Here is a 22,342-nt window from a genome sequence, read left to right as displayed (position 1 = left end):
AAATCGCTATTTTTACCTTTCAATTATGAAATCAAAAACTCAGCAAACGCCGTTAATGGCGCAATACTATAAGGTAAAACAGGCTCATCCGGATACAATTTTGTTGTTCAGGGTTGGGGATTTTTTTGAGACTTTTGAAGATGATGCAAAGTTAGCCTCAAAGGTTTTAGGAATTACACTTACGAAGCGTTCGAACGGTTCTGCCGGTGATACGCCTCTTGCAGGATTTCCACACCACGCGATTGATAATTATTTACCAAAACTTGTGCGTGCCGGATACCGTGTTGCTGTTTGTGAGCAGACTGAAAATCCAAAGTTTGCAAAGGGAATTGTTAAGAGAGAAGTTGTCGAGGTTGTAACTCCGGGTGTAACTCTTTCGGATAAACTACTGGATCACAAAAAAAATAATTATCTACTTGCAATTGCTGTATTAGATCAGATTTGCGGGTTATCTTTTTGTGATATTTCTACTGGTGAATATTATGTTTTTGAAATTCCACTTGCGCAGCTAGGAGAACAGATTGAATCTATTAATCCATCAGAGTTTTTAATACCAAAACGTGATAAAGAGTTTTTGGGAAAATTGATTGAAAGAATTAATCCTTCATTGCGAATTACAAAGTTAGAAGATTGGATTTTTAATTTTGATTTTGCAAACGAACTTATTAAAAATCATTTTAAAACTGTTACATTAAAAGGTTTTGGAATTGATAAATTATCCGCAGGAATAATTGCTGCCGGCGCTGTGTTAAATTATCTGAACGAAACACAGCGAGTAAATCTTTCTCATCTTAACAGAATCTCTCTTTACAATCCATCTGATTATATGATTCTTGATTACTCAACAAAGAGAAATCTTGAAATTACTTTTTCTATGAACGATGGAGGAAGAGAAGGATCGTTAATATCCATTCTTGATAAAACACAAACTGCAATGGGTGGGAGGTTGTTAAAGAAATGGATTTCTGCTCCTCTAAGGGACTTAGATCCGATTAAAAAAAGGCATGATAGCGTTGAAGAATTACTAAGGAATAAAAAAGTAAGAAAAGATTTAAATGAAAATCTTAGCGAAGTCGGTGATCTTGAGAGATTGATTTCAAGAATCTGTACAAGCAGAGCAACACCTCGAGAAGTTGTTGCTGTAAAATCATCTTTAAAAAAAATCCCTGCTATAAAAGAGTTGTTGAATGGATTAAAAGTGTCCACTCTCCAAAATATTTCTGAGCAGCTTGACCCTTTAGAAAATATTGTTGATAAAATTTCAACTGCAATTATTGATTCGCCTCCAGCAGCAATAAACGAAGGCGGTATTATTCGAAATGGATTTAGCGCTGAGCTTGATGAACTTCGTGATATTTCATTGCACGGCAAAGAATGGATTGCAACACTTCAACAAAACGAAAGAGAACGAACAGGTATTTCATCTCTTAAAGTAAATTTTAACAATGTCTTTGGTTATTACATTGATGTTAGTCATACTCATAAGAATAAAATTCCGGATAATTACATACGCAAGCAAACCCTTGTAAACAGCGAGCGATTTATAACTCCCGAATTAAAAGAGTATGAAGATAAAATTCTAAATGCGCAGGAAAAGATAAACGAACTTGAATCGCAATTGTTTAATGAGATACGTGCAATCGTTGCGAATGAAGCAGAGATAATCCAGAAAAACGCAAGAGTAATTGCGATGTTGGATTGTTTAAACTGTTTTGCTCAATGTGCAGAGGAATACAATTATGTAAAACCGGTTGTCGATGAAACCAACAAAATAAATATTGTTCAAGGGCGTCATCCTGTTGTGGAAAGAATTCTTGATCCGGGAAATAAATACACACCTAATGATTCATTACTCGATAATGATGATCAGCAAATTATTTTACTAACGGGACCAAACATGGCTGGTAAATCTGTTTACTTAAGACAGGTTGGCTTGATAGTTTTGCTTGCACAAATTGGTTCATTTGTACCTGCAAAAGAAGCAAGTATTGGAATTGTTGATAGAATTTTTACACGTGTTGGTGCAAGTGATAATATTACTGCAGGTGAAAGTACTTTTTTAGTTGAGATGCAAGAAGCGGCAAATATTTTAAACAACGCAACTGCAAAAAGCCTAATTTTGTTGGATGAGATAGGAAGGGGAACAAGTACATTTGATGGAATTTCAATTGCTTGGGCAATTACAGAATATTTGCATGAGAATCCTGATATTTCTGCAAAGACCTTATTTGCTACTCACTATCACGAACTAAATGAAATGGCTGAGCTTTTTCCAAAAATAAAAAATTATAAAGTTGAAGTTCGTGAGTATGATGATAAAGTAGTGTTTCTTCACAAGGTAAATCCCGGCAGAGCTGATCATAGTTACGGAATTCAAGTTGCCCAAATGGCCGGTTTGCCGTTGTTTGTTACAAATCGTGCAAAAGAAGTCTTAGATAATCTTGAAAGTAAGGAACTAACACCGTACGAAATTAAAAAAGAGCGCTTGAAAAAATTAAAATCTGAAACTGATAACCAAATAAGTTTATTTGAGTTTAAAGATGATTCATTGCGAACTGAAATAAATAAAATGGAGTTGGACAACATTACACCATTAGAAGCATTAAATAAATTAAACGAACTTAAAAAGAAGATGAGTCAAAATGATTAAAAAATATTTTGTATTAATTTCAATTGGATTGATTACTTTTTCTTGCAGCAATAACAAAAATGTAATGCAAATTGATGAATTGTACGTAAGTAAACTTCAGCAGGAACGTGAAAATAAAGATTGGGAAATGCAGTATGATTCTTATTCTCCTTTTAAAGTGGATTCAACTGCAAAAATTCAACCGTTAAAATATTTTGAACCAACAATAGAATTTATTTTTAAATCTAAACTATTTAAAAATAGTGCTCAGGATACTATATCAATTTTTGGAACACGTGGTGAAGAAAGAAAAGCCATTATTGAAGGCCACGTTTTATTAAACTATAAAGGCAAAAATCACAAATTAAATATTTATAAAAGTTTTGGACCGCAAGGACAAAGCTATAATAGTATTTGGTTTACGGATCAAACAACGGGTAAAGAAACTTATCCCGTTGGAAGATATTTAGATTTTGAATTGAATAATGATCCAGAATTCATTTATGAAATTGATTTTAACAGAGCGTACAATCCGTATTGTGCTTACAGTGATCTTTTTACCTGTCCTATCCCAACGGAAAATGATTTTTTAGATTTTGAAATTAAAGCCGGTGAGAAAAATTTTCATACAGAATTAAACTTGGAGACAAAGTGATAGTTGTTCTTGAAAAAACCATAAACGATAAGCAACTCGATAATATTATTAAACATCTGGTAGATTTTGGATTTGCAATTCATAAATCTGAAGGTGAAGAACGAATGATTATTGGTGCCATTGGAGTTCAGCCGAACTTTGATACGCGAAAAATAAAAATTCTTGATGGTGTTGAAGAAGTTTACAGGATTACAGAACCATTTAAACTTGCGAGCCGTAGTTTCAAAAAAGATGACTCGTTTATTAAAATAAAAGATGTTGTAATCGGTGGAAACGAAGTGAGTGTGATTGCCGGACCTTGTTCTGTTGAAAGTGAAGAACAGATAATGATAATTGCAGAGTTAGTTAAAAAAAGTGGGGCAAAAATTTTAAGAGGTGGTGCATTTAAACCTCGTAGTTCTCCGTATTCTTTTCAAGGATTGGGTGAAGACGGATTAAAGTTTATGCGTAAAGCCGCAGATGAGTTTGGTTTATTGGTTGTTACCGAAGTTCTAGAAAATTCAATGATCGATTTGATTTATAAGTACACAGATATTTTTCAAGTTGGTGCAAGAAACATGCAAAATTATTCTTTGTTAAAAGAATTAGGCTCAGCTAAAAAACCTGTGATGTTAAAACGTGGTTTGTCTGCAACAGTTGAAGATTGGCTAATGTCTGCTGAATATATTTTATCGAATGGAAATTCAGATGTTTTTCTCTGCGAAAGAGGAATCAGAACTTTTGAAACCTACACACGAAATACTTTCGATATTTCAGCAATTCCTGTCGTCCACAAACGCAGTCATTTGCCTGTGTTTGCTGATCCATCCCACGCTACCGGATTAAGAGATAAAGTTATTCCAATGGCTCGTGCAGCTGTAGCCGCTGGTGCAGATGGAATTATGGTTGAAGTTCATCACGATCCTGAAAAGGCTTTATCCGATGGACCACAAGCGTTATTACCTGCACAGTTTTCTGAGATGATGAAACAAATCCGTTTAATTGCTGATGTTATTGGGAGAACAATGTAATCATTTTTACTTACCATTTTTTTGATGTTTAGTTTTAACTAAAATACTTTATCTTTGCCTCAAAATTTTTATCAGGAATAAATGAACTTCGGAACAATTTCTAAAATTATATTTTATCTTTTACTTATAATCTTTACCACAAATCAAATTTCTTTATCTCAAGAAAATCCTTATAGAAAAGTAAGCAAAACCTTTTATCCCGATGGAACAATAAAAACTGAAGGTGATTATTTATATGATCAGCTTGATGGACACTATAAAGAATTTTATCCAAACGGAAAATTGTGGAAAGATTGGAATTATGAAAATGGGAGAGAAGAAGGTATTTCAACCTGGTATTTCCCTGATGGTAAAGTGAGTATTGAATGGAATTACATTTATGGAAAAAAAGAAGGCGTATCCAAATGGTACTATGAAACAGGTGAGCTCTGGTCTGAACAACAGTATAGCAACGGAGTTTTGCAGGGAACAACTTTTACCTATTATAAAACCGGCGAGAAACAGGGCGAGTGGAATTATATTGATGGTGTACTTCAAGGAATTTCAAAAACTTTTTACTTAAATGGAAATGTAGAAGTTGAAAGAAAATTTGTTGATGGAAAACAGCATGGAACATCGCGTGTTTTTCATGATGATAAATCATTAGCACTTGAAGCTTTTTTTATTGATAACAAATTACAAGGTGATGTTCTAATTTATGATAAAATGAAAACTCTTCGTGTACGTGATACTTACATAAATGATGAACTTATAAATCGTGTTAAGTTAGATTATACCGGTAAAATTGAATCCAAAGAAGAGCTTGTTAAAAATTATTATCCTTCCGGAAGATTAGCTGAAGAAACTTATATTGTTGATGGTTTAAAAGATGGACCAATGAAAACATATTATGAAAGCGGATTTCTAAAAGAGGAATGGAATTTTAAAAAAAATAATATTTCTGGTAGATCATTTGAGTACTATGAAAATGGAGTGTTAAGTGTTTCGTCTGATTATGTTGATGGAGTTAAAAGAGGAAATGAAAAATCTTACTATGAAAATGGAATCCTAAAAGCGGAAACTATTTATGATAGCAATCTTAAAAATGGTATTTGTCTTACATATCATTCCAACGGAAATTTAGAAAGCATTGGTAATTATGTGCTCAATCGTTTGGAAGGTAATTATAAGACTTATTTTAAAAATGGGCTTTTAGAATCAGAGCAGACTATTAAAGACGGAATGAAAGACGGTAAAAGAAATACTTATTATAGAAACGGTGCTTTAGAGAAAATTGAAAACTACATAAATGGAAAACTTATTGGCTGGGTAAAAACATATTACAACGATGGTTCAATGATGAAAGAGGAATATTTTCAAAATGGGTACGTACAAAAAAGTAAAACTTACGGGCAAGATGGTCTATTAATCTCTACTTATGGCTATAATTAAATGGAATGATTATTGTGAATATTATCACAATTATTTAGCTTCATATCAGATAATCAATAACTAATTATTTAAATAACTTTCATAATCATTTAAGAGGCAAGTATGAGTAATCTTTTCAGGATTCTTACATTCACTTTTCTAATTTCTTCACAGTTTATTTTTGCTCAAGTAAATTCGCAAAACCTTTGGCAGGATGTTGATGCCTCACAAATTGTTACTGCTGGAGAACGTTACATTATTCCGCAACAATTCAGATCGATCAAACTTGACGTAGAAGGAATGAAATCGTTTCTATCAAATGCACCATTAGAATTTACTGAAGCGTCAAAAACAAAATCTTTAAAGCTCTACCTTCCAATTCCTGATGGTACTATGCAAAGATTTGATATTGTTGAATCCCCAATTATGGCGCCCGGACTTGCTGCAAAATATCCAGAAATTAAAACCTATATGGGAAAAGGAATTGATGATCCATATGCAGTTGTAAGATTTGATTTAACACCACTTGGATTTCACGCAATGATATTATCACCAAATGGCAATGTATTTATCGATCCTTATGCACTTAGAGATACTGAAAACTTTATTTCATACTACACAAAAGATTTTTCTAATCCTTCAAAGACTTTTGAATGTGAAGTTATCTCAGATGAGAACAGGCAGCAGGAATTAAACTATCTAAAAGAATCAATGCTGCTTACTCCAACCGGTCCGCAATTAAGAACTTACAGACTAGCAGTTGCATGCACAGGTGAATATGCAGCTTTTTTTGGCGGAACAGTGCCATTGGCTCTAGCCGCTGTGGTTACTTCAGTCAATCGTGTTAACGGAGTTTATGAAAAAGAAGTTGCAGTAAGAATGGTACTTGTTGCAAATAATGATACTTTGATATTTACAAATGCTTCGACTGATCCATACAGTAATACAAACGGCAGCGCAATGCTTGGGCAAAATCAAACAACCGTTGATGCGCGTATTGGTTCAGCAAATTATGATATTGGACACGTATTTAGCACTGGCGGCGGCGGTGTTGCTTATCTTGGTGTTATATGCATAAACGGATCAAAAGCCGGTGGAGTTACCGGCTCTGGTGCACCAGTTGGCGATCCGTTTGATATCGATTATGTTGCTCACGAAATGGGGCATCAGTACAGTGGTAATCATTCTTTTAACGGTAGTTCCGGTTCTTGTAGCGGTGGGAATAGAAATGCCTCCACCGCTTATGAACCCGGCAGCGGTTCTACAATTATGGCTTATGCAGGAATTTGTTCACCGCAAAACCTGCAAAACAACAGCGATGCATATTTTCACGTTGTTAACTTTGATGAAATTGTTGCTTATACAAATTTTGGAAGCGGAAATAGTTGTCCTGTAATTACTAATACTGGCAATGGTGCCCCAACTGTCACTGTTCCAACAGGTGGATTTTATATTCCGAAAAGTACACCATTTGCTCTAACTGGTTCTGCAACTGATCCAAATAGTGATCCGTTAACATATTGTTGGGAAGAGTATGATTTAGGTCCAGCTGGCGCGCCGGGAACTCCTTCAGGCAACGCTCCAATTTTTAGAAGCTGGAATCCAACAACATCGCCTACAAGATATTTTCCAAGACTTCTAAACTTATTAAACAATACTACTGTTATAGGTGAAATTCTTCCAACCTATACAAGAGTTTTAAATTTTAGATTAACAGCAAGAGATAATAAACTTGGCGGCGGAGGTGTTAATTATGCTCAAATGCAGTTTAATGTTGATGGAAATTCTGGACCATTTACGGTTACATCTCCAAATACAAATGTTACCTGGGGTGGTGAATCTTCACAAACTGTAACCTGGAATGTGTCAAATACAGATATTGCCCCCGTTAATTGTGCTAATGTTAAAATTCTACTTTCCACCGATGGCGGACAAACTTTTCCAACAACTTTAGTTGCAAGTACTCCAAACGATGGCAGTGAATCTGTAACAATTCCAAACACACCATCAACAACAGCAAGAATTAAAGTTGAAGCTGTCGGAAACATTTTCTTTGATCTTTCGAATGTTAATTTTACGATCGAAGAAGCTGTGCCGGTTGAATTAGTTTCTTTTACTGCTCAAACCACTGACGCAGGTGTTGTGCTTAATTGGACGACTGCTACAGAAATTAACAACTCAGGTTTTACCATTGAACGCGGCAGAGATGAAGAAAACTTTACTCAGATTGCATTTGTAAAGGGTAAGGGAACTACAACTGAAATATCAAATTATAATTATGTTGATACTGAAATTGAATCAGGTAAATATTATTACAGACTTAAACAAACAGATTTTGATGGAACATTTGAATACTTAAATGTTGTTTTAGTTGATGTTGGATTACCAAAACAATTTGTACTAAATCAAAATCATCCAAATCCATTTAATCCAAGTACGACAATTAAATTCCAGTTGCCTGTTGATTCAAAAGTTAGAATTGATTTGTTTAATTCAATCGGACAAAAAGTTAGTGAAATTCTAAACAGTGATTTATCCGGTGGTGTTCACGAAGTAAATTTTGAAGGCTCAAACCTTTCAAGCGGAATTTACTATTACACAATGAATGCTGTTGGAAAAGATGGGAAGAATTTTACTGCTACAAAAAAAATGATATTGATGAAATAGAGTTTATTTGTTGCACTGAGCTGTCATCCCGAGCGTAGTCGAGGGAAGAAGTGTGAAGTTATTTTTCAATTCAAGGCACGAGCAATCGTGCCTTTTTTGTTGCTTTTCAATGTACTTTTTACAAATTTTGAAAAGTAATATTCTTTCAAATGTTTTAAGGGAGGAATTAATGAATATATTAATTTTTTTGGTTTTAAGTTTAATTCCTCTCCAAACTTCCTTTTCTCAGTGGCTGATGATTAATAGTCCCTCGAATGTAAATGATTTAATAATTTCTTCTTCTGGAAAAATGTTAGCTGCAACTAATACTGGATTATATATTTCGACAGATAACGGAACTACATGGGATTCGACTTTTAATAATCTCAATATTAATAAGATTAAAAAAGATAATTTAGGGAATATCTACTTTAACTCAGGCGAATTATATAAATCTTCAGATGATGGAATAAATTGGCTAAACTGTTTTAATTCTAATTCAGATTTATTGATTGTTAATTTTGATATTTCTTCAAATAATGATATAGTGATCGCGGCTAAATATTGGTATAACTATATACTCAAATCTGAGGATAATGGTAACAATTGGGATACTCTTGGTACATTTGCCTCGATGCAGAGTGTAGATAGAATATTGGGTATAACTCAAAATTCTTCAAATTCAATATTTTTCTCATCCTATTATCATACTTCAGGTGGAATTGTAATTGAATTAAAATTATTATGGCGAACAACAGATAATGGTGCCTATTGGGAAAGAATAAATAGTGGAGTTTATTTTAATAATATTTATTTTTTTCAAGATACAATGTATTTGGCTGCTGAAAATAATGGTGCTTATATAAGTCCCTCCGGTATTTACAAATCCTATAATGAAGGAGATACTCTTATAATTATTAATAATGGATTAATTAATAAGAATACCAAAAAAATAATTATTACCCCAGGAAACATTCTTCTGTGCTTTACTTATGATGGGATTTACCGATCATTAGATGCTGGTAATTATTGGCAAAAACTTAATCTAATAGGATTACTCGGGGGCATCAAGTCAATTTATTTTAGCGATGAGGGTGTTTTATATGCTTGTACGACCAATGGGATTGGTGTTTTCACTGGTGAGCTTCCGGTAGAACTAACTTCCTTCATTGCCTCCCATAGTCTTAACAAAGTTCAAATAAATTGGCAAACAGCAACAGAGTTAAACAATCAGGGATTTGAGATTCAAAGAAAGTTTGAAAACTCTGATTGGATAACAATTGGCTTTAGAACAGGTAAAGGAACTAAAGCAGAACCAACCTCATATTTTTATGAAGATGATATTTCAGAACTAAACTCTGATAAACTTTACTATAGATTAAAACAGATAGATTTTAATGGAACATTTTCTTACTCTGCAGAAGTTGAAGTAATTACTCAACCGTTGGATTTTGCATTATATCAAAACTATCCAAATCCATTTAACCCAAGCACAATAATAAACTTTGCAGTTAAAGATGCTGGATTAGTTAGCCTAAAAGTTTATGATATTTTAGGAAGTGAAGTTGCAACCCTTGTTAATGAAACTAAAGTAGCTGGCAACTTTGCAGTTGAGTTTAATGCAGCTAACTTACCAAGCGGAGTTTATATTTACACTTTACAGATAAATGGATATACTGAAAGTAAGAAAATGCTGCTTCTAAAATAGACCGGATAAACAAGTAATACTTTTTTTATAAACCCGATTTCCATCAGAAACCGGGTTTATTTGTTTCATATCTTTCCACATAATCTTATTTTTAAGCCATTAAAATAAATTCATATTAAACAGAAACAATTATGTTAGACTACTTTCAATTCGATAATAAAAAAATTACTTCGGAAGTATGGGATGAATTTGTTGAGCAATCAGACAATGGGACAATGTTCAGCAAAAGAAGATTTCTTGCTTATCACGATAAAAATAAATTTAAAGATAAATCAATCTGTGTAACCAAGGATGGAAAACTTCATTCCATTTTTACAGCCGCATTAATTGAAAGAAATGGAAAGAAAATTTTATCATCACATCCGGGCGCTTCTTACGGCGGATTTGTTTACAACAGCGAGTTAAATTTTAAAGAAGCTCACGATCTTGTTGATATGATGCTTGAGCTTGCTAAATCTGTAAAAGCAGATCGCATACAATTAACTTTGGCTCCGATAATTTATCAAACAAAATATTCCAACTATCTTGATTTTGCTTTAGTCAGAAATGGATTTCAATATTTAAAAAGAGAAGTATCAAGCGTTGTTCAGTTGGATTTTGAACCCGATCAATTATTAAACACTTATCGTGCAGAAGCAAGAACAGCTACTAAAAAAGCTCTTAAAAAGGGAGTTGAAATTGTTGAGACTGAAAGATTTGATGAATACTACGAAATCTTAAAAAAGAATTTGAAGTTAAGACACGGTGTAAATCCCGCACACACTTTAGAGGAATTAAAAAAAGTAAAAAATCTTTTTCCATTAAAAGTTAGATTGTGGGGAGCTTTTTTAAACAACGAAATGCTTGCAGGCGTTTGTAACTTTTCAGTAAATAAAAATGTTGTACTTGCATTTTACATTAGCCACGATGAAAAATTCCAGGAATACCGTCCTGTTAATTTATTGTTTTATGAAATAATGAAACGATATCAGGCAGAAGGATTTAAGTTTTTAGATTTTGGAATTTTTACTGTGATAATGGAACCGAATTGGGGTTTGGGTAGATTTAAGGAAAATTTTGGTGCACGCGGCATTTTTAGAGATACATTTTACAAAGACATTTAATTATTTGAATTATATCATATCTAGAACAAAAGATGACATCTTTAGGAAAAGATATCATCTTTTAAATATTTTAATAGCGGATAAAATATTAAAATGCTAAAAATTCTTCACATCGCTCCACTAAATTTTGCTGGTGTGCCTTATGATTTTTATAAGATGCACAATGCTTGTGGCGATAAATCCCGAATTGTAACTTTGCATAAAAACGAAAGAGTTTTTCAAGAAGATATTTGTTTAAACCTGCCTCTTCCAAATCAAACATTAGCTAAAATTTTAAGAAAGCAAAAAGTTCAATCGCTTGAAGTTGAAGGAAGATCGACTGCTCACTATTTTGAATCAAAAAATATTTTTGAAAAAACTTATTACAAGTTTTATGATTTTTTAATCCAGCCAAAAATAGAAAATGCCATTTCAGAATATTCTCTAAATGATTTTGATATTATTCATTACGACGGCGGATTAGATTTTTATCGTGATTCAAGACAGGCGTTAAAATGGAAAAGAGCGGGAAAGAAAATTGTCTGCTGTTATTACGGAAGTGATTTAAGAATTCGTGGTCTGATAAAAGAACTTGATGAAATTTCCGATTTAAATCTCACAAGCGAATTTGATCATTTATCTCTAAAAAAAGATTTAAAGTATTTGTTCTATCCTTATGATGTTTCTGAACTGCCTAAAAAGAAAGAACGAACAAGTGATGTTTTAAAAATTGTTCACTCGCCAACTAACAGAAAATATAAAGGAACCGAACTAATAATTTCTGTAATCGAAAAAATCAAAAAAGAAAGAAACATAGAATTTCTTTTGATGGAAAATGTTAAAAGACAAAAGCTTCTTGAAATAAAAAGTGAATGTGACATTTCGATTGATCAGGTTGGAGGAACAATGGGTGGAACAGGATACGGCAAAGCTGGTCTTGAAACCCTTGCAATGGGCATTCCAACTATTACTAATATGACAAAAGAGTATGCTGATTGGTTGCCTGAAAATCCGTTTATGGTTGCTAATAATTTTGATGAATTGTACAAAGTATTAACTGAATTGACAGATAATGAAAAACTCAGAATTGAAAATGGTAAAAAAGGAATTGATTGGGTAAAAAAGTATCACAGTTTTGAAAGTGTGAATGAAAATCTAATGAAACTCTATCGTGAAAAAGGAATTATTTCAACTTAAAATCTGGTTAACCAACTCTATCAACTTCTTCGATTCATTTTCCCAGTTTATATTTCCTTCAATTAATTTTCTTGCGCTCAAAGAATGTCGATTCAGTAATTCCGGATTAGTTAAATATTTTTCTATAGCTTTAACAATCTCTAATTCATTCTTTGGATTAACTAACTGACCGAAATTTTGAAAATCAAGCTCATTTTTTATAGGATTTATTTCAGAAAAAATAAATGGTTTACCGCAAGCCATGTATTCAAATAATTTTATCGGAAGGGAATTACTGTAAATAAAATTTCTTTCACGTAAATCAAAACAAATATCCATTCTCTCAATAACCGCACTCATTTTATCATAATCTGTCCAGTCAGCAATTTCAACATCAATATTATTTGCTGAAGAAATTCTTGATTTGAAATCTTCTTGCTCATTTTGAAATGTGAATTTCCCAAAAAGTAAAAGTTTAATTTTCTTTTGCGGATATTTATTTGCAATTGCAATTGAAGCATCTAAAAGATTTACAATTCCGCGTTCATAAGTGATAACGCCGGCATATCCAAAAACAATTTCATCTTTTGATAAATCAGGCTTTTTATAATTATAGAATTTAACAATCGGATAATACCCAATTATAGTTTTAGGTTTTGATGCAGCAAGAAAATCATATCGTTTCTTTTTAGAAACTTCTCCAATTATTAGATGATCCACTTTTTGTAGAATGTATATATATGGAATAATCAATTGAAAATATTTTATCAACCGCTGGATTCCCTTAAACTTAAAAGCAACATTTTCCGGAAACCATTCGGTGATATCAAGAATGATTTTAATGGTCGGATTTTGTTTTTTAAACTTTAATGCAGCAAAAACAGGAAGCATTTCTGAACAAACAACTAAATCGGGTTTGAATTGATTCAAATAATTATAAAACTCATTTATCTTTTGTTTTTTCAAATACGATATACCATCAAAACCTTTAATTACAATTCCATCAATGGTTTTATCAATTTGTTGAGTGGAACAGAAGATTGAAACTGAATATCCAGCATCCTTTACAGACTTGCCAAATTTCCAGAATATTCGTTCATCAAAAGGTGGATGACCTGATGTTACCAAACATATTCGTTTATTTTTCAAATGTTTTACTCTTAATTTTATTAAATTTGAAACAACAATAGAATAAATCAAAATTTATGTACACACAAAATAAAATATCTGCGATCATTATTACAGGTAATGAAGAAAATAATATTAAAGATTGCTTAAAAAGTGTGCAATGGGCAGATGAAATAATTGTTGTTGATTCTGAAAGCACAGATAAAACTGTTGAAATTGCAAAAGATTTTACAGATAAAGTGTTTATTAGAAAATGGAGCGGATATTCATCACAAAAAACTTATGCATTATCTTTGGCAACAAATGATTGGGTATTAAGTATTGATGCTGATGAACGCGTATCTGAAGAACTTTCGAAGGAAATCCTAGGACTCGATTTAAACCTATATAGTGGTTATTACATTAAAAGAGATAATTATTTTTTAGACAAATTGATTCGTGGCTGTGGCTGGGGCAATGATATGCAGTTAAGATTATTTAAAAAATCTGAAGCTAAATTATCAGAAAGAATGGTTCACGAAAAGTTTATTGTTAATGGAAGTTTAGCTAACCTCAAAAATAGTTTTGCACATTATTCTTATAAAAATTTAAATGATGCTTTTACAAAGATTAATAACTACTCCACGCTCGAAGCAAATGAAAAAGTTGATAAGAAAACTGTTAACTTATTTACACTTTTAATCAGTCCGGCTTTTTATTTTTTACATCATTTTATTATTCGAAGAGGTTTTTTAGATGGAATTCATGGAATAATCATATCGTATATGCATATGGTTACTAAACTTCAAGTTCAGTTGAAGATTATGGAAATAAAAAAGAATAGAAAATCTTAATTCAATGAAGCAGTTAAGATTTCTTATTGCAAGAATTGACAGAATTGGAGATGTTGTTTTATCTACTCCTCTACCACGAGAAATCAAAAAAAAGCACCCTGATAGTTTTGTCGCAGTTCTAGTTAAGCGTTACACAAAAGATATTTATCTGAATAATCCACATGTGGATGCAATTGTTACTTATGATCATTCTGATAAAACTGAGAAAGGTTTCTGGGAATTAGTACGGGAGATAAGAGGCTACAAATTTTCTCACGGATTTATGCTGCTTTCGAATGAAAAATTAAATTATGTACTCTTTTTTTGCGGAATTAAACACAGAGTTGGAGTTGGACATAAGCTTTACCAGTTTTTAACTTTTTCAAAATATGTTGATAGAAAAAAATATATTCCATTAAGACACGAAGCCGATTACAGCTTGGATATGGTTAGAAATATTGGAATTAAAGTACAGGAATTACGTCCTGAAATATTTTTAAGTTACGATGAAAAAGCTCAAGCTTCTGCATTAAAAAATAAATTAAAAAGTAATAATCAGATTCTCATCGGTATTCATACAACAAGTGGAAACTCAGCTCCAAATCTCTCTGTAAAAAGTTATCTTGATTTGATTGTAATATTAAGACGGAACACCAATTATTTAGTGCTAATTACAGATTTTAATCCGCCAAAAGAATTACAGAATTTGCCTGGAGTACAATATATATTTAATGGAGAAAGCTTAAGAAAAGATATTATCAAATTTTCAATTCTGGATTTACTGATTTCTAACAGTACGGGACCAATGCATATTTGTGCAGCATTACAAATTCCAACATTATCAGTTTTCTGCCCAATTTCAGTATGTTCATCACAATTATGGGGACCACTTGGAAATAAATCTGAAATAGTCCTTCCAGAACAAAGTTACTGCGATACACAATGTCCAATTGATCCTAAGAAATGCGACTATTCAAAAGAAGGCGGATTAACCGGAGAAGAGATTGCAAAAAGAGTTGATCAATTCTTAAAAAGATGATTCATGATGAATATTCTTATCGCTCCGAATAGTTTTAAGGAATGTGCAAACTCAGTTGAAATTTCTGAAATTATTTGCCAAAACTTTCACAAAAACACTTCACATAAAATATTACAAAAACCAATTTCAGACGGCGGTGATGGGTTTTTAAATGTTATCCAATCCTTTTCGAATGTAAAAAAAATAGTTTATAATCTTTACGATAAGAATAATAACACAGTAAAAGATTTTAGTGTCTTGTATGATGAGAAAGATAAAACCGTTTTTATTGAGTCGGCAGAGTTGTTTGGTCTAAAAGTTATGCCATTAAAAAAAAGAAAACCTTTAAAACTAAATACTGAAATACTTGGGGAGATAATATTAAATCTTGCCAAAGATGTTAATGCAAAAAAGTATGAAATTGAAATAGTTTGGATAGGAATTGGCGGCACATCAACTATCGATTTTGGAATTGGCGCACTATCAAAACTTGGATTGAGTTTTTTTGATATTCTGGAAAATCCCATTGAACCGAACCCACTTCATTTTATTAATATCAATAAAATCGAAAATAAAATTATTAAACTTCCATTTCAAGTAAAGTGTATTGTTGATGTTGATACAGATTTAATTGATAATCCGGGTGCAATTGAAATTTATGGAAAACAAAAAGGTGCTTCAGATGCTGAATTAAAGATTATTAAATCCGGAATCAAAAATATTTTAAAAATAATTTCCGATGATAAAAAAAATATCTTTCCCCAAAAACTAAACGGAGCTGGAGGAGGTTTAGCAGCTGGGTTGAATATATTTTTAGATGCTCAAATAATTAAAGCTAAAGATTTTATTGAAACAAAAATATTAAAAGATTTAAAACTCTATAATATTGATGCAGTTATAACAGGTGAGGGAAGTTTTGACAATCAATCTTTTGAGGGTAAAGGTTCTGGAATAATTCTTAATTTGTTTTCAAAACGGAATATTCCGATATTTTTGATTAATGGATCAACTAATCTTTCTTTGGATATTATTCTCCCCAAAAATGTTCATATAATTAATTTAACCGATTTTTATTCCTCAAATGAATTATCTATCAAAAATTATCACGACGGATTAAGCAAAACTGTCCAAATTGTGCTTAATTATCTTAATAAATAGCCTTTTACCTCTTCATCTTTTTTTAGTAAATTCACACAAAAATTATAATCTATTCTAAGAAATACAGGATAATTTGGATGAAAGAATATCTCGATCTGGTTAAACTTGTTATTGATGAAGGAACTCATAAAAAATCGCGAACGGGAATTGATACAATCTCATATTTTGGAGCTTTTTATAAGGTTGATTTACAAAAAGGTTTTCCACTTTTAACCACAAAAAAAGTTGAATGGAAATCATTGTTGAAAGAAGTTCTATGGTATCTATCCGGTGAAAATCATATCAGAAATTTAAGACAGCACACAAAAATTTGGGATGCATGGGCAGATGAGGATGGACGATTGCAAACCGCATACGGAAGATTCTGGAGAAGATTTCCTGTTCCGGAATCAAATGCTATATTGGATGGAGAAGTTTTTGTTGATGAAAAAAATCCGTTTGTTCATCGTGAAAAAAATGGTTCGTTGACTTTTGATCAAGTTGGCTGGGTAATAAATGAAATTAAAAATAATCCTAATTCCAGAAGGCTGGTTATTTCTGCTTGGCATCCGGCAAATGCTGTGATTAGCAAATTGCCGCCTTGTCATTATACTTTTACTTTTAATGTTAATGATGGAAAATTAAATTGTCATTTAACACAGCGTTCCGGCGATATAGCTTTGGGAATTCCATTCAACCTTGCTGCGTATTCAATGTTAACTCAAATTATAGCACAAGAAACTAATTTAGAGCTTGGTTCATTTGCTCACACGATTGTTGATGCGCATATTTATTATGCTAAAAAAGGTTCAGCAATGGAAAAGTATGATCATCTTGAAGGATTAAAATTACAGCTTACCCGTAGTCCTTTACCATTGCCAAAACTAAAAATCGCAAAGAAACCAATTGATGAATTAATGTTTGAAGATTTTGAGCTTATTGCTTATAATTTTCAAGACAAAATAAAATTTGAGGTTGCGGTTTGATCATTAGTATCATAGTTGCGATTGCAAAAAATGGTGTGATTGGTAAAGCAAACGGAGAAATGTCCTGGCACGTTAAAGAAGAGTTTCAGCATTTTAAAAATACTACTTTAGGCTTCCCGATTATTATGGGAAGAAAAACTTTTGAAACTCTTGGCAAGCCGTTAAAAGGCAGATTGAATATTGTTGTAACTCGAAATAAATCTTACAAAACAAGTTTTGATGATGTTGTGATTAAAACATCAATTGACCAGGCTGCTGAGTATTGCAAATCAGTTAAACCGGAAAAAATATTTATAATAGGCGGTGGTGAAATATATAAGCAGGCAATTTTATTTGTAGATGAAATGATAATCACTTTCATGAAATTTGAAGCGGAAGGGGAAGTTAAATTTCCCAAAATTAATTACGATGAATGGAATATTGAAAAAATAAATGATCACGAATTGTTTGAAATATATAGATACGTAAGAAAGAATTAATGCAATCAAGAATTAAAATATTATCCGATAATCTTGCAAGTAAAATAGCAGCGGGTGAAGTAGTTCAAAGACCGGAATCTGTTGTAAAAGAACTTTTAGAAAATGCTGTCGATGCCAATGCAACATCAATAGAATTGATAGTTAAACAAGCAGGCAAGTCGCTTATTCAGGTTTGTGATAATGGAACAGGAATGACTGAAGAAGAAGTTGTTTTATCTATTCATAAACATGCAACAAGTAAAATTTCATCAATGGAAGATCTTGAATCGATTAAAACGCTTGGCTTTCGCGGTGAAGCTCTAAGTTCAATCGCTTCAGTATGCCAGCTTGAAATTAAAACCGAAACTCGTGAAAGTGAAATAGGTACTTTATTAAAAGTTGAAAGCGAAAATGAAATCACCACCGAAAAAATTTCAACTCAAAAAGGAACCTGCGTATCTGTAAAAAATATTTTTTATAATATTCCAGCCCGAAGAAAATTTTTAAAATCCGACAGCACTGAGTTAAAACATATTATAGATACATTTAACAGAATCGCTTTGGCACATCCGGAAATATCTTTTAAGTTTTACAATTCAGATAACTTAGTCTTTGATTATAAAAAAGGATCTCTGAAAGAACGAATCGATCAGATTTTTGCAGATAATATGATGGATGCGCTTATTCCAGTTACACAAGAAACCGATTATCTTTCGCTTAAAGGCTACATTGGGAAACCGTCAATATTTAAAAAGAGCAAAGGGGAACAGTTTTTATTTCTTAATAAACGATTTGTGATAAATAAAAATATTAATCACGCTGTTTTTACTGCCTTTGAAAATATTTTGGAAAAAGGTGATTACCCGTTTTTTATATTGTTCGTAACATTGGATCCAAAAAAAGTTGATGTGAATATTCATCCATCAAAACTTGAAGTAAAATTTGATGATGAAAAAGATATTTACAACTTTGTTTTATCAGTTGTTCGCAAAAGCATTGGCAGTCATGATTTAGTTCCAACAATGTCGTTTGAAAACTCAACTCAGCAAACTGAAAAATTATCTTTCAATGCATTTACCAATATTAAGCAAAATGATTTTTCGGATAGACCTGATTTTAGTAGTCGAGAAAGGCGTGAGCGTACTGCGGTAACTGATGAAGATATTGATTTAGTTTTTAGTTCGTTAACAAAAAATATATTGCCAAGTTCGGATTCGAATTCAGGATCAAGTTATGAAACTGCTGAAAATAAATTTGATAAACAGATTGAACATTCAGCTTCAACAGAAATTGAAACGTCTTTTTTGATTCAACTTCATAACAAATATATATTATCTCAGATCAAAAGCGGACTGATGATAATTGATCAGCATGTTGCGCACGAAAGAATACTTTATGAAAAAGTGTTATCAAGATTAGATGCTAACATGCCTTTTATTCAGCAATTACTTTTCCCGTTAAAGATTCAGTTTGATGTTGCCAGTTATGAAATATTAAAAGAGTTGAATCCGGTTATAACAAAACTTGGGTTCAAATTAAAATATCTTCCTAAAAGCTATTTGATGATTGAGGGTGTTCCTGATGATATTAAAAACGGATCTGAAGAAAAAATATTACGCGAGTTTGTTTCTGAATATGTTACTAATCAAACCGAGAAGCAGTTAGAAGAAAAAGATAATATTGCAAAATCGTATTCGTGTAAAGCAGCCATTAAAGCCGGTGATAAGTTATCTGAAAAAGAAATGCGGTTATTAATTGATCAGTTATTTGCAACTTCAATGCCTTATGTTTGTCCTCACGGCAGACCAATTGTAATCAAAATATCTTTGGAAGAGTTTGATAGAAGATTTGGAAGAACATAAAAATATTGTGAAATCATTTTTAATTAAATAATTAAAGGGAGCCTATGTCTGATTTAGAATATCTAAAACAAAGAAAAAGTTATGATGAAAAAGCTAAATCTGCTAAAACAAATGGAATGAAATTTACAACTGTTAGCGGGCAGGACATAAAACCATTTTATGGTCCCGATGACGTTGAGAATATTAATTATTTAAGTGAAATCGGTTTTCCTGGTGAATATCCATACACACGCGGTATTCATTCAAACGGTTACCGCGGTAAGCTTTGGACGATGCGTCAGTTTGCCGGATTTGGCTCGCCTGAGGATACAAATGAGCGATTCCATTACTTGTTAAATCACGGACAAACAGGTTTGTCAGTTGCATTTGATCTGCCGACTTTAATGGGATGGGATGCAGATGCACCAATCAGTGATGGCGAAGTTGGAATTTGCGGTGTTGCAATTTCTTCTTTGCAGGATATGGAAATTTTGTTTGATAAAATCCCGCTGGATAAAGTTTCAACTTCGATGACTATCAATTCACCCGCTGCTATGATATTTGCCTTTTATCTTGCAGTTGCACAGAAGCAGGGTGTTGATTTTAATAATTTACGTGGCACACTACAGAATGATATATTAAAAGAGTATATAGCACAAAAAGAATTTATATATCCTCCAACACCTTCAATGCGAATTATTGTAGATATGATTGAATATTGCAAAAATGAAGTTCCGCAATGGAATCCTGTTTCAGTTAGCGGATATCATATTCGTGAAGCCGGTTCAACATCAGTACAAGAACTTGCATACACGCTTGCTGATGGTTTTGCATACATTGAAGCATGCATTGAACGTGGAATGGATGTTGATGAATTTGCACCACGCATTTCTTTTTTCTTCAATTCTCATTTAGATTTTTTTGAAGAGATTGCAAAATTTAGAGCAGCAAGAAAAATTTATGCAAAGCGAATGAAAGAAAGATACGGGGCAAAAAATCCACGCTCCTGGTGGTTAAGATTTCACACACAAACCGCAGGCTGTACTTTAACCGCACAGCAGCCGGAAAATAATATTGTGCGTACCGCATTTCAGGCATTAGCAGGTGTGCTCGGCGGGACACAATCGCTCCACACAAATTCTATGGATGAAACTTTAGCTTTACCAAGTGAAAAAGCTGTTAAGATTGCCTTAAGAACTCAACAGCTTATAGCTTATGAAACCGGAGTTATAAATTCTGTTGATCCGTTAGGTGGCAGTTATTTTGTTGAAGCGTTAACTGATAAAATGGAAAAAGAAGCTAATGCAATTTTTGATCAAATAGATTCGTTGGGTGGAGTAGTAGCCGCAATCGAAACAGGTTACTTCCAAAAAGAAATTGCTGATGCAGCTTACCGTTATCAAAAAGAAGTTGAGCGTAAAGAAAAATTTATTGTAGGCGTAAATGAATTTATTGAGGAGAATGAAAAAGTTGATATTCCTATCTTAACCGTATCTCCTGAAGTTCAAAAACAGCAGGTAAAAAGATTAGCGGAATTAAGACAAAGCAGAAATCACAAAGAAGTTGAAGCTAGCTTAGCTTCGATTAAATCGGCCGCTGTTGATGGAAGAAATTTAATGCCGGAATTTTTAAAAGCCTCTCATAATTATGTTACATTAGGAGAAATGATTGGGGAGTTAAAAGAAGTGTTCGGTACTTATGAAGAAACAGCAGTTTTCTAATGTTTAAAGATTATATCCAATTATTGCGTGTTCCACAGTGGATAAAAAATCTCTTTGTCTTTGTGCCATTAATGTTTTCACTTCATCTTTTTGAAGAGAATTATTTTATTTCCACAATACAGGCATTCGTAATATTCTGTCTTGCATCAAGCTTTATTTATATCATAAATGATATTATAGATATAAAAGCAGATGCTGTTCATCCACAAAAAAAATATAGACCGTTACCATCAGGAAAAATTTCAAAACAATTGGCATGGATAACTGCAATTGTAATATTTATTTTATTGGTTGTACTTTCATTCCTTTCACCAAGCGAATTTATTTATTTTCTAGCAAGTTTTATTTTTTTGAATATTTTATACTCACTCTATTTTAAACATATTGTAATATTAGACGTGTTCAGTATCGCCGCCGGATTTACGCTCAGGGTTTTAGGCGGTGCTGCAATTATTAATGTTCCTGTTTCAAGTTGGCTGATTTTAACTACAATGTTTATTTCATTGTTTCTTGGAGTAATGAAACGGCACTCTGAACTTGAACAAATTACTGAATTAGAAAAAACTCCAACAAGAAAAGTGTTGGCGGAGTACTCACTTACATTTACAAATCAAATGGCAACTGTAGCTGCTGCTGGTGTTATTATTTGTTATGCGCTTTACACGGTATCCGCAAGAACTGTTTCGGTATTTGGTACTGAAAATTTAATCTTTACAACGCCGTTTGTTGTTTTTGGAATTTTTAGATTTATGTATTTAGAATATCTAAATCAAAAAGGTGAAAATACGACTCAAATAATGTTAACTGATACTTCAATGATTTTAACTGTAATTCTTTATATCGCTACCACTGTATTAATTGTTTACAAAATATTTTAAGCTTAAATGAATCGAATCAAAATAAAAATTTTATTCAGCATAAGTTT

17 protein-coding genes are annotated in these 22,342 nt (G+C 32.4%); 16 read left to right on the top strand and 1 reads right to left on the bottom strand.

Annotated features, from left to right (window positions below):
* The first annotated feature begins 55 nt into the window (after window positions 1-55).
* From mutS to IPJ23_03350, 8 genes are all read left to right on the top strand, one after another.
* The gene (mutS, locus tag IPJ23_03385) at window positions 56-2,650 is read left to right on the top strand and encodes a DNA mismatch repair protein MutS (protein MBK7629753.1); all 2,595 of its coding nucleotides are present in this window, start codon (window positions 56-58) and stop codon (window positions 2,648-2,650) included.
* Complete coding sequence (locus IPJ23_03380) at window positions 2,643-3,284, top strand: DUF1684 domain-containing protein (GenBank protein ID MBK7629752.1); 642 nt, start codon at window positions 2,643-2,645, stop codon at window positions 3,282-3,284. The genes mutS and IPJ23_03380 overlap by 8 nt, the downstream gene beginning before the upstream one ends.
* Window positions 3,281-4,294, top strand: a complete 1,014-nt coding sequence (aroF, locus tag IPJ23_03375; protein MBK7629751.1) for a 3-deoxy-7-phosphoheptulonate synthase — start codon at window positions 3,281-3,283, stop codon at window positions 4,292-4,294. Before IPJ23_03380 ends, aroF begins: the two co-directional genes overlap by 4 nt.
* A gap of 81 nt (window positions 4,295-4,375) precedes the next feature.
* Window positions 4,376-5,725, top strand: coding sequence for a toxin-antitoxin system YwqK family antitoxin (locus IPJ23_03370; GenBank protein MBK7629750.1), 1,350 nt, complete (start codon window positions 4,376-4,378; stop codon window positions 5,723-5,725).
* Window positions 5,726-5,827: 102 nt separating this feature from the next.
* Window positions 5,828-8,371, top strand: a complete 2,544-nt coding sequence (locus IPJ23_03365; GenBank protein MBK7629749.1) for a hypothetical protein — start codon at window positions 5,828-5,830, stop codon at window positions 8,369-8,371.
* Window positions 8,372-8,540: 169 nt separating this feature from the next.
* Window positions 8,541-10,058 carry a T9SS type A sorting domain-containing protein gene (locus tag IPJ23_03360; protein MBK7629748.1) on the top strand — a complete coding sequence of 506 codons (1,518 nt, stop codon included), beginning with the start codon at window positions 8,541-8,543 and terminating at the stop codon, window positions 10,056-10,058.
* Window positions 10,059-10,189: 131 nt separating this feature from the next.
* On the top strand, window positions 10,190-11,161 hold the full coding sequence (locus tag IPJ23_03355) for a GNAT family N-acetyltransferase (protein MBK7629747.1): 972 nt from the start codon (window positions 10,190-10,192) through the stop codon (window positions 11,159-11,161).
* 93 nt (window positions 11,162-11,254) lie between these two features.
* On the top strand, window positions 11,255-12,337 hold the full coding sequence (locus IPJ23_03350) for a glycosyltransferase (protein MBK7629746.1): 1,083 nt from the start codon (window positions 11,255-11,257) through the stop codon (window positions 12,335-12,337).
* Here IPJ23_03350 and IPJ23_03345 read toward each other — a convergent pair.
* Window positions 12,329-13,465: a glycosyltransferase gene (locus IPJ23_03345; protein ID MBK7629745.1), complete on the bottom strand. Its 1,137-nt coding sequence runs from the start codon at window positions 13,463-13,465 to the stop codon at window positions 12,329-12,331. The genes IPJ23_03350 and IPJ23_03345 overlap by 9 nt on opposite strands.
* 56 nt (window positions 13,466-13,521) lie before the next feature.
* Between IPJ23_03345 and IPJ23_03340 the strand changes: the two genes are divergently transcribed.
* The 8 genes from IPJ23_03340 to IPJ23_03305 all read left to right on the top strand — a co-directional run bounded on the left by IPJ23_03340 (window position 13,522) and on the right by IPJ23_03305 (window position 22,295).
* Window positions 13,522-14,277: a glycosyltransferase family 2 protein gene (locus IPJ23_03340; protein MBK7629744.1), complete on the top strand. Its 756-nt coding sequence runs from the start codon at window positions 13,522-13,524 to the stop codon at window positions 14,275-14,277.
* A 4-nt stretch (window positions 14,278-14,281) separates the two neighbouring features.
* A complete protein-coding gene (locus IPJ23_03335; GenBank protein ID MBK7629743.1) occupies window positions 14,282-15,295 on the top strand; it encodes a lipopolysaccharide heptosyltransferase family protein in 1,014 nt (337 codons plus the stop codon).
* 6 nt (window positions 15,296-15,301) lie between these two features.
* Window positions 15,302-16,432, top strand: a complete 1,131-nt coding sequence (locus tag IPJ23_03330) for a glycerate kinase (protein ID MBK7629742.1) — start codon at window positions 15,302-15,304, stop codon at window positions 16,430-16,432.
* A 77-nt stretch (window positions 16,433-16,509) separates the two neighbouring features.
* On the top strand, window positions 16,510-17,397 hold the full coding sequence (gene thyA, locus IPJ23_03325) for a thymidylate synthase (GenBank protein ID MBK7629741.1): 888 nt from the start codon (window positions 16,510-16,512) through the stop codon (window positions 17,395-17,397).
* Window positions 17,394-17,876, top strand: a complete 483-nt coding sequence (locus IPJ23_03320) for a dihydrofolate reductase (protein MBK7629740.1) — start codon at window positions 17,394-17,396, stop codon at window positions 17,874-17,876. The genes thyA and IPJ23_03320 overlap by 4 nt, the downstream gene beginning before the upstream one ends.
* Window positions 17,876-19,717 (top strand): DNA mismatch repair endonuclease MutL, encoded by a 1,842-nt coding sequence (gene mutL, locus IPJ23_03315; protein MBK7629739.1) that lies wholly within the window; start codon window positions 17,876-17,878, stop codon window positions 19,715-19,717. The genes IPJ23_03320 and mutL overlap by 1 nt, the downstream gene beginning before the upstream one ends.
* A 44-nt stretch (window positions 19,718-19,761) precedes the next feature.
* Window positions 19,762-21,417 carry a methylmalonyl-CoA mutase family protein gene (locus tag IPJ23_03310; GenBank protein ID MBK7629738.1) on the top strand — a complete coding sequence of 552 codons (1,656 nt, stop codon included), beginning with the start codon at window positions 19,762-19,764 and terminating at the stop codon, window positions 21,415-21,417.
* Entirely contained in the window at window positions 21,417-22,295 is an 879-nt protein-coding gene (locus tag IPJ23_03305) for a decaprenyl-phosphate phosphoribosyltransferase (GenBank protein MBK7629737.1), read from the top strand. Before IPJ23_03310 ends, IPJ23_03305 begins: the two co-directional genes overlap by 1 nt.
* The last annotated feature ends 47 nt before the right edge of the window (window positions 22,296-22,342 follow it).

Source organism: Ignavibacteriales bacterium, from assembly GCA_016709765.1.
Classification (GTDB): Bacteria; Bacteroidota; Ignavibacteria; order Ignavibacteriales; family Ignavibacteriaceae; genus IGN3.
The sequence above is the reverse complement of the archived record's forward strand: the minus strand, read 5'-3'. Positions and strand labels throughout refer to the sequence as shown.

Bases quoted from the DNA above. Each gene is read 5' to 3' on its own strand.
- mutS (MBK7629753.1), top strand. From the start codon at position 56: ATGGCGCAATACTATAAGGTAAAACAGGCTCATCCGGATACAATTTTG.
- IPJ23_03380 (MBK7629752.1), top strand. From the start codon at position 2,643: ATGATTAAAAAATATTTTGTATTAATTTCAATTGGATTGATTACTTTT.
- IPJ23_03370 (MBK7629750.1), top strand. From the start codon at position 4,376: ATGAACTTCGGAACAATTTCTAAAATTATATTTTATCTTTTACTTATA.
- IPJ23_03365 (MBK7629749.1), top strand. From the start codon at position 5,828: ATGAGTAATCTTTTCAGGATTCTTACATTCACTTTTCTAATTTCTTCA.
- IPJ23_03360 (MBK7629748.1), top strand. From the start codon at position 8,541: ATGAATATATTAATTTTTTTGGTTTTAAGTTTAATTCCTCTCCAAACT.
- IPJ23_03355 (MBK7629747.1), top strand. From the start codon at position 10,190: ATGTTAGACTACTTTCAATTCGATAATAAAAAAATTACTTCGGAAGTA.
- IPJ23_03350 (MBK7629746.1), top strand. From the start codon at position 11,255: ATGCTAAAAATTCTTCACATCGCTCCACTAAATTTTGCTGGTGTGCCT.
- IPJ23_03340 (MBK7629744.1), top strand. From the start codon at position 13,522: ATGTACACACAAAATAAAATATCTGCGATCATTATTACAGGTAATGAA.
- IPJ23_03335 (MBK7629743.1), top strand. From the start codon at position 14,282: ATGAAGCAGTTAAGATTTCTTATTGCAAGAATTGACAGAATTGGAGAT.
- IPJ23_03330 (MBK7629742.1), top strand. From the start codon at position 15,302: ATGAATATTCTTATCGCTCCGAATAGTTTTAAGGAATGTGCAAACTCA.
- thyA (MBK7629741.1), top strand. From the start codon at position 16,510: ATGAAAGAATATCTCGATCTGGTTAAACTTGTTATTGATGAAGGAACT.
- mutL (MBK7629739.1), top strand. From the start codon at position 17,876: ATGCAATCAAGAATTAAAATATTATCCGATAATCTTGCAAGTAAAATA.
- IPJ23_03310 (MBK7629738.1), top strand. From the start codon at position 19,762: ATGTCTGATTTAGAATATCTAAAACAAAGAAAAAGTTATGATGAAAAA.
- IPJ23_03305 (MBK7629737.1), top strand. From the start codon at position 21,417: ATGTTTAAAGATTATATCCAATTATTGCGTGTTCCACAGTGGATAAAA.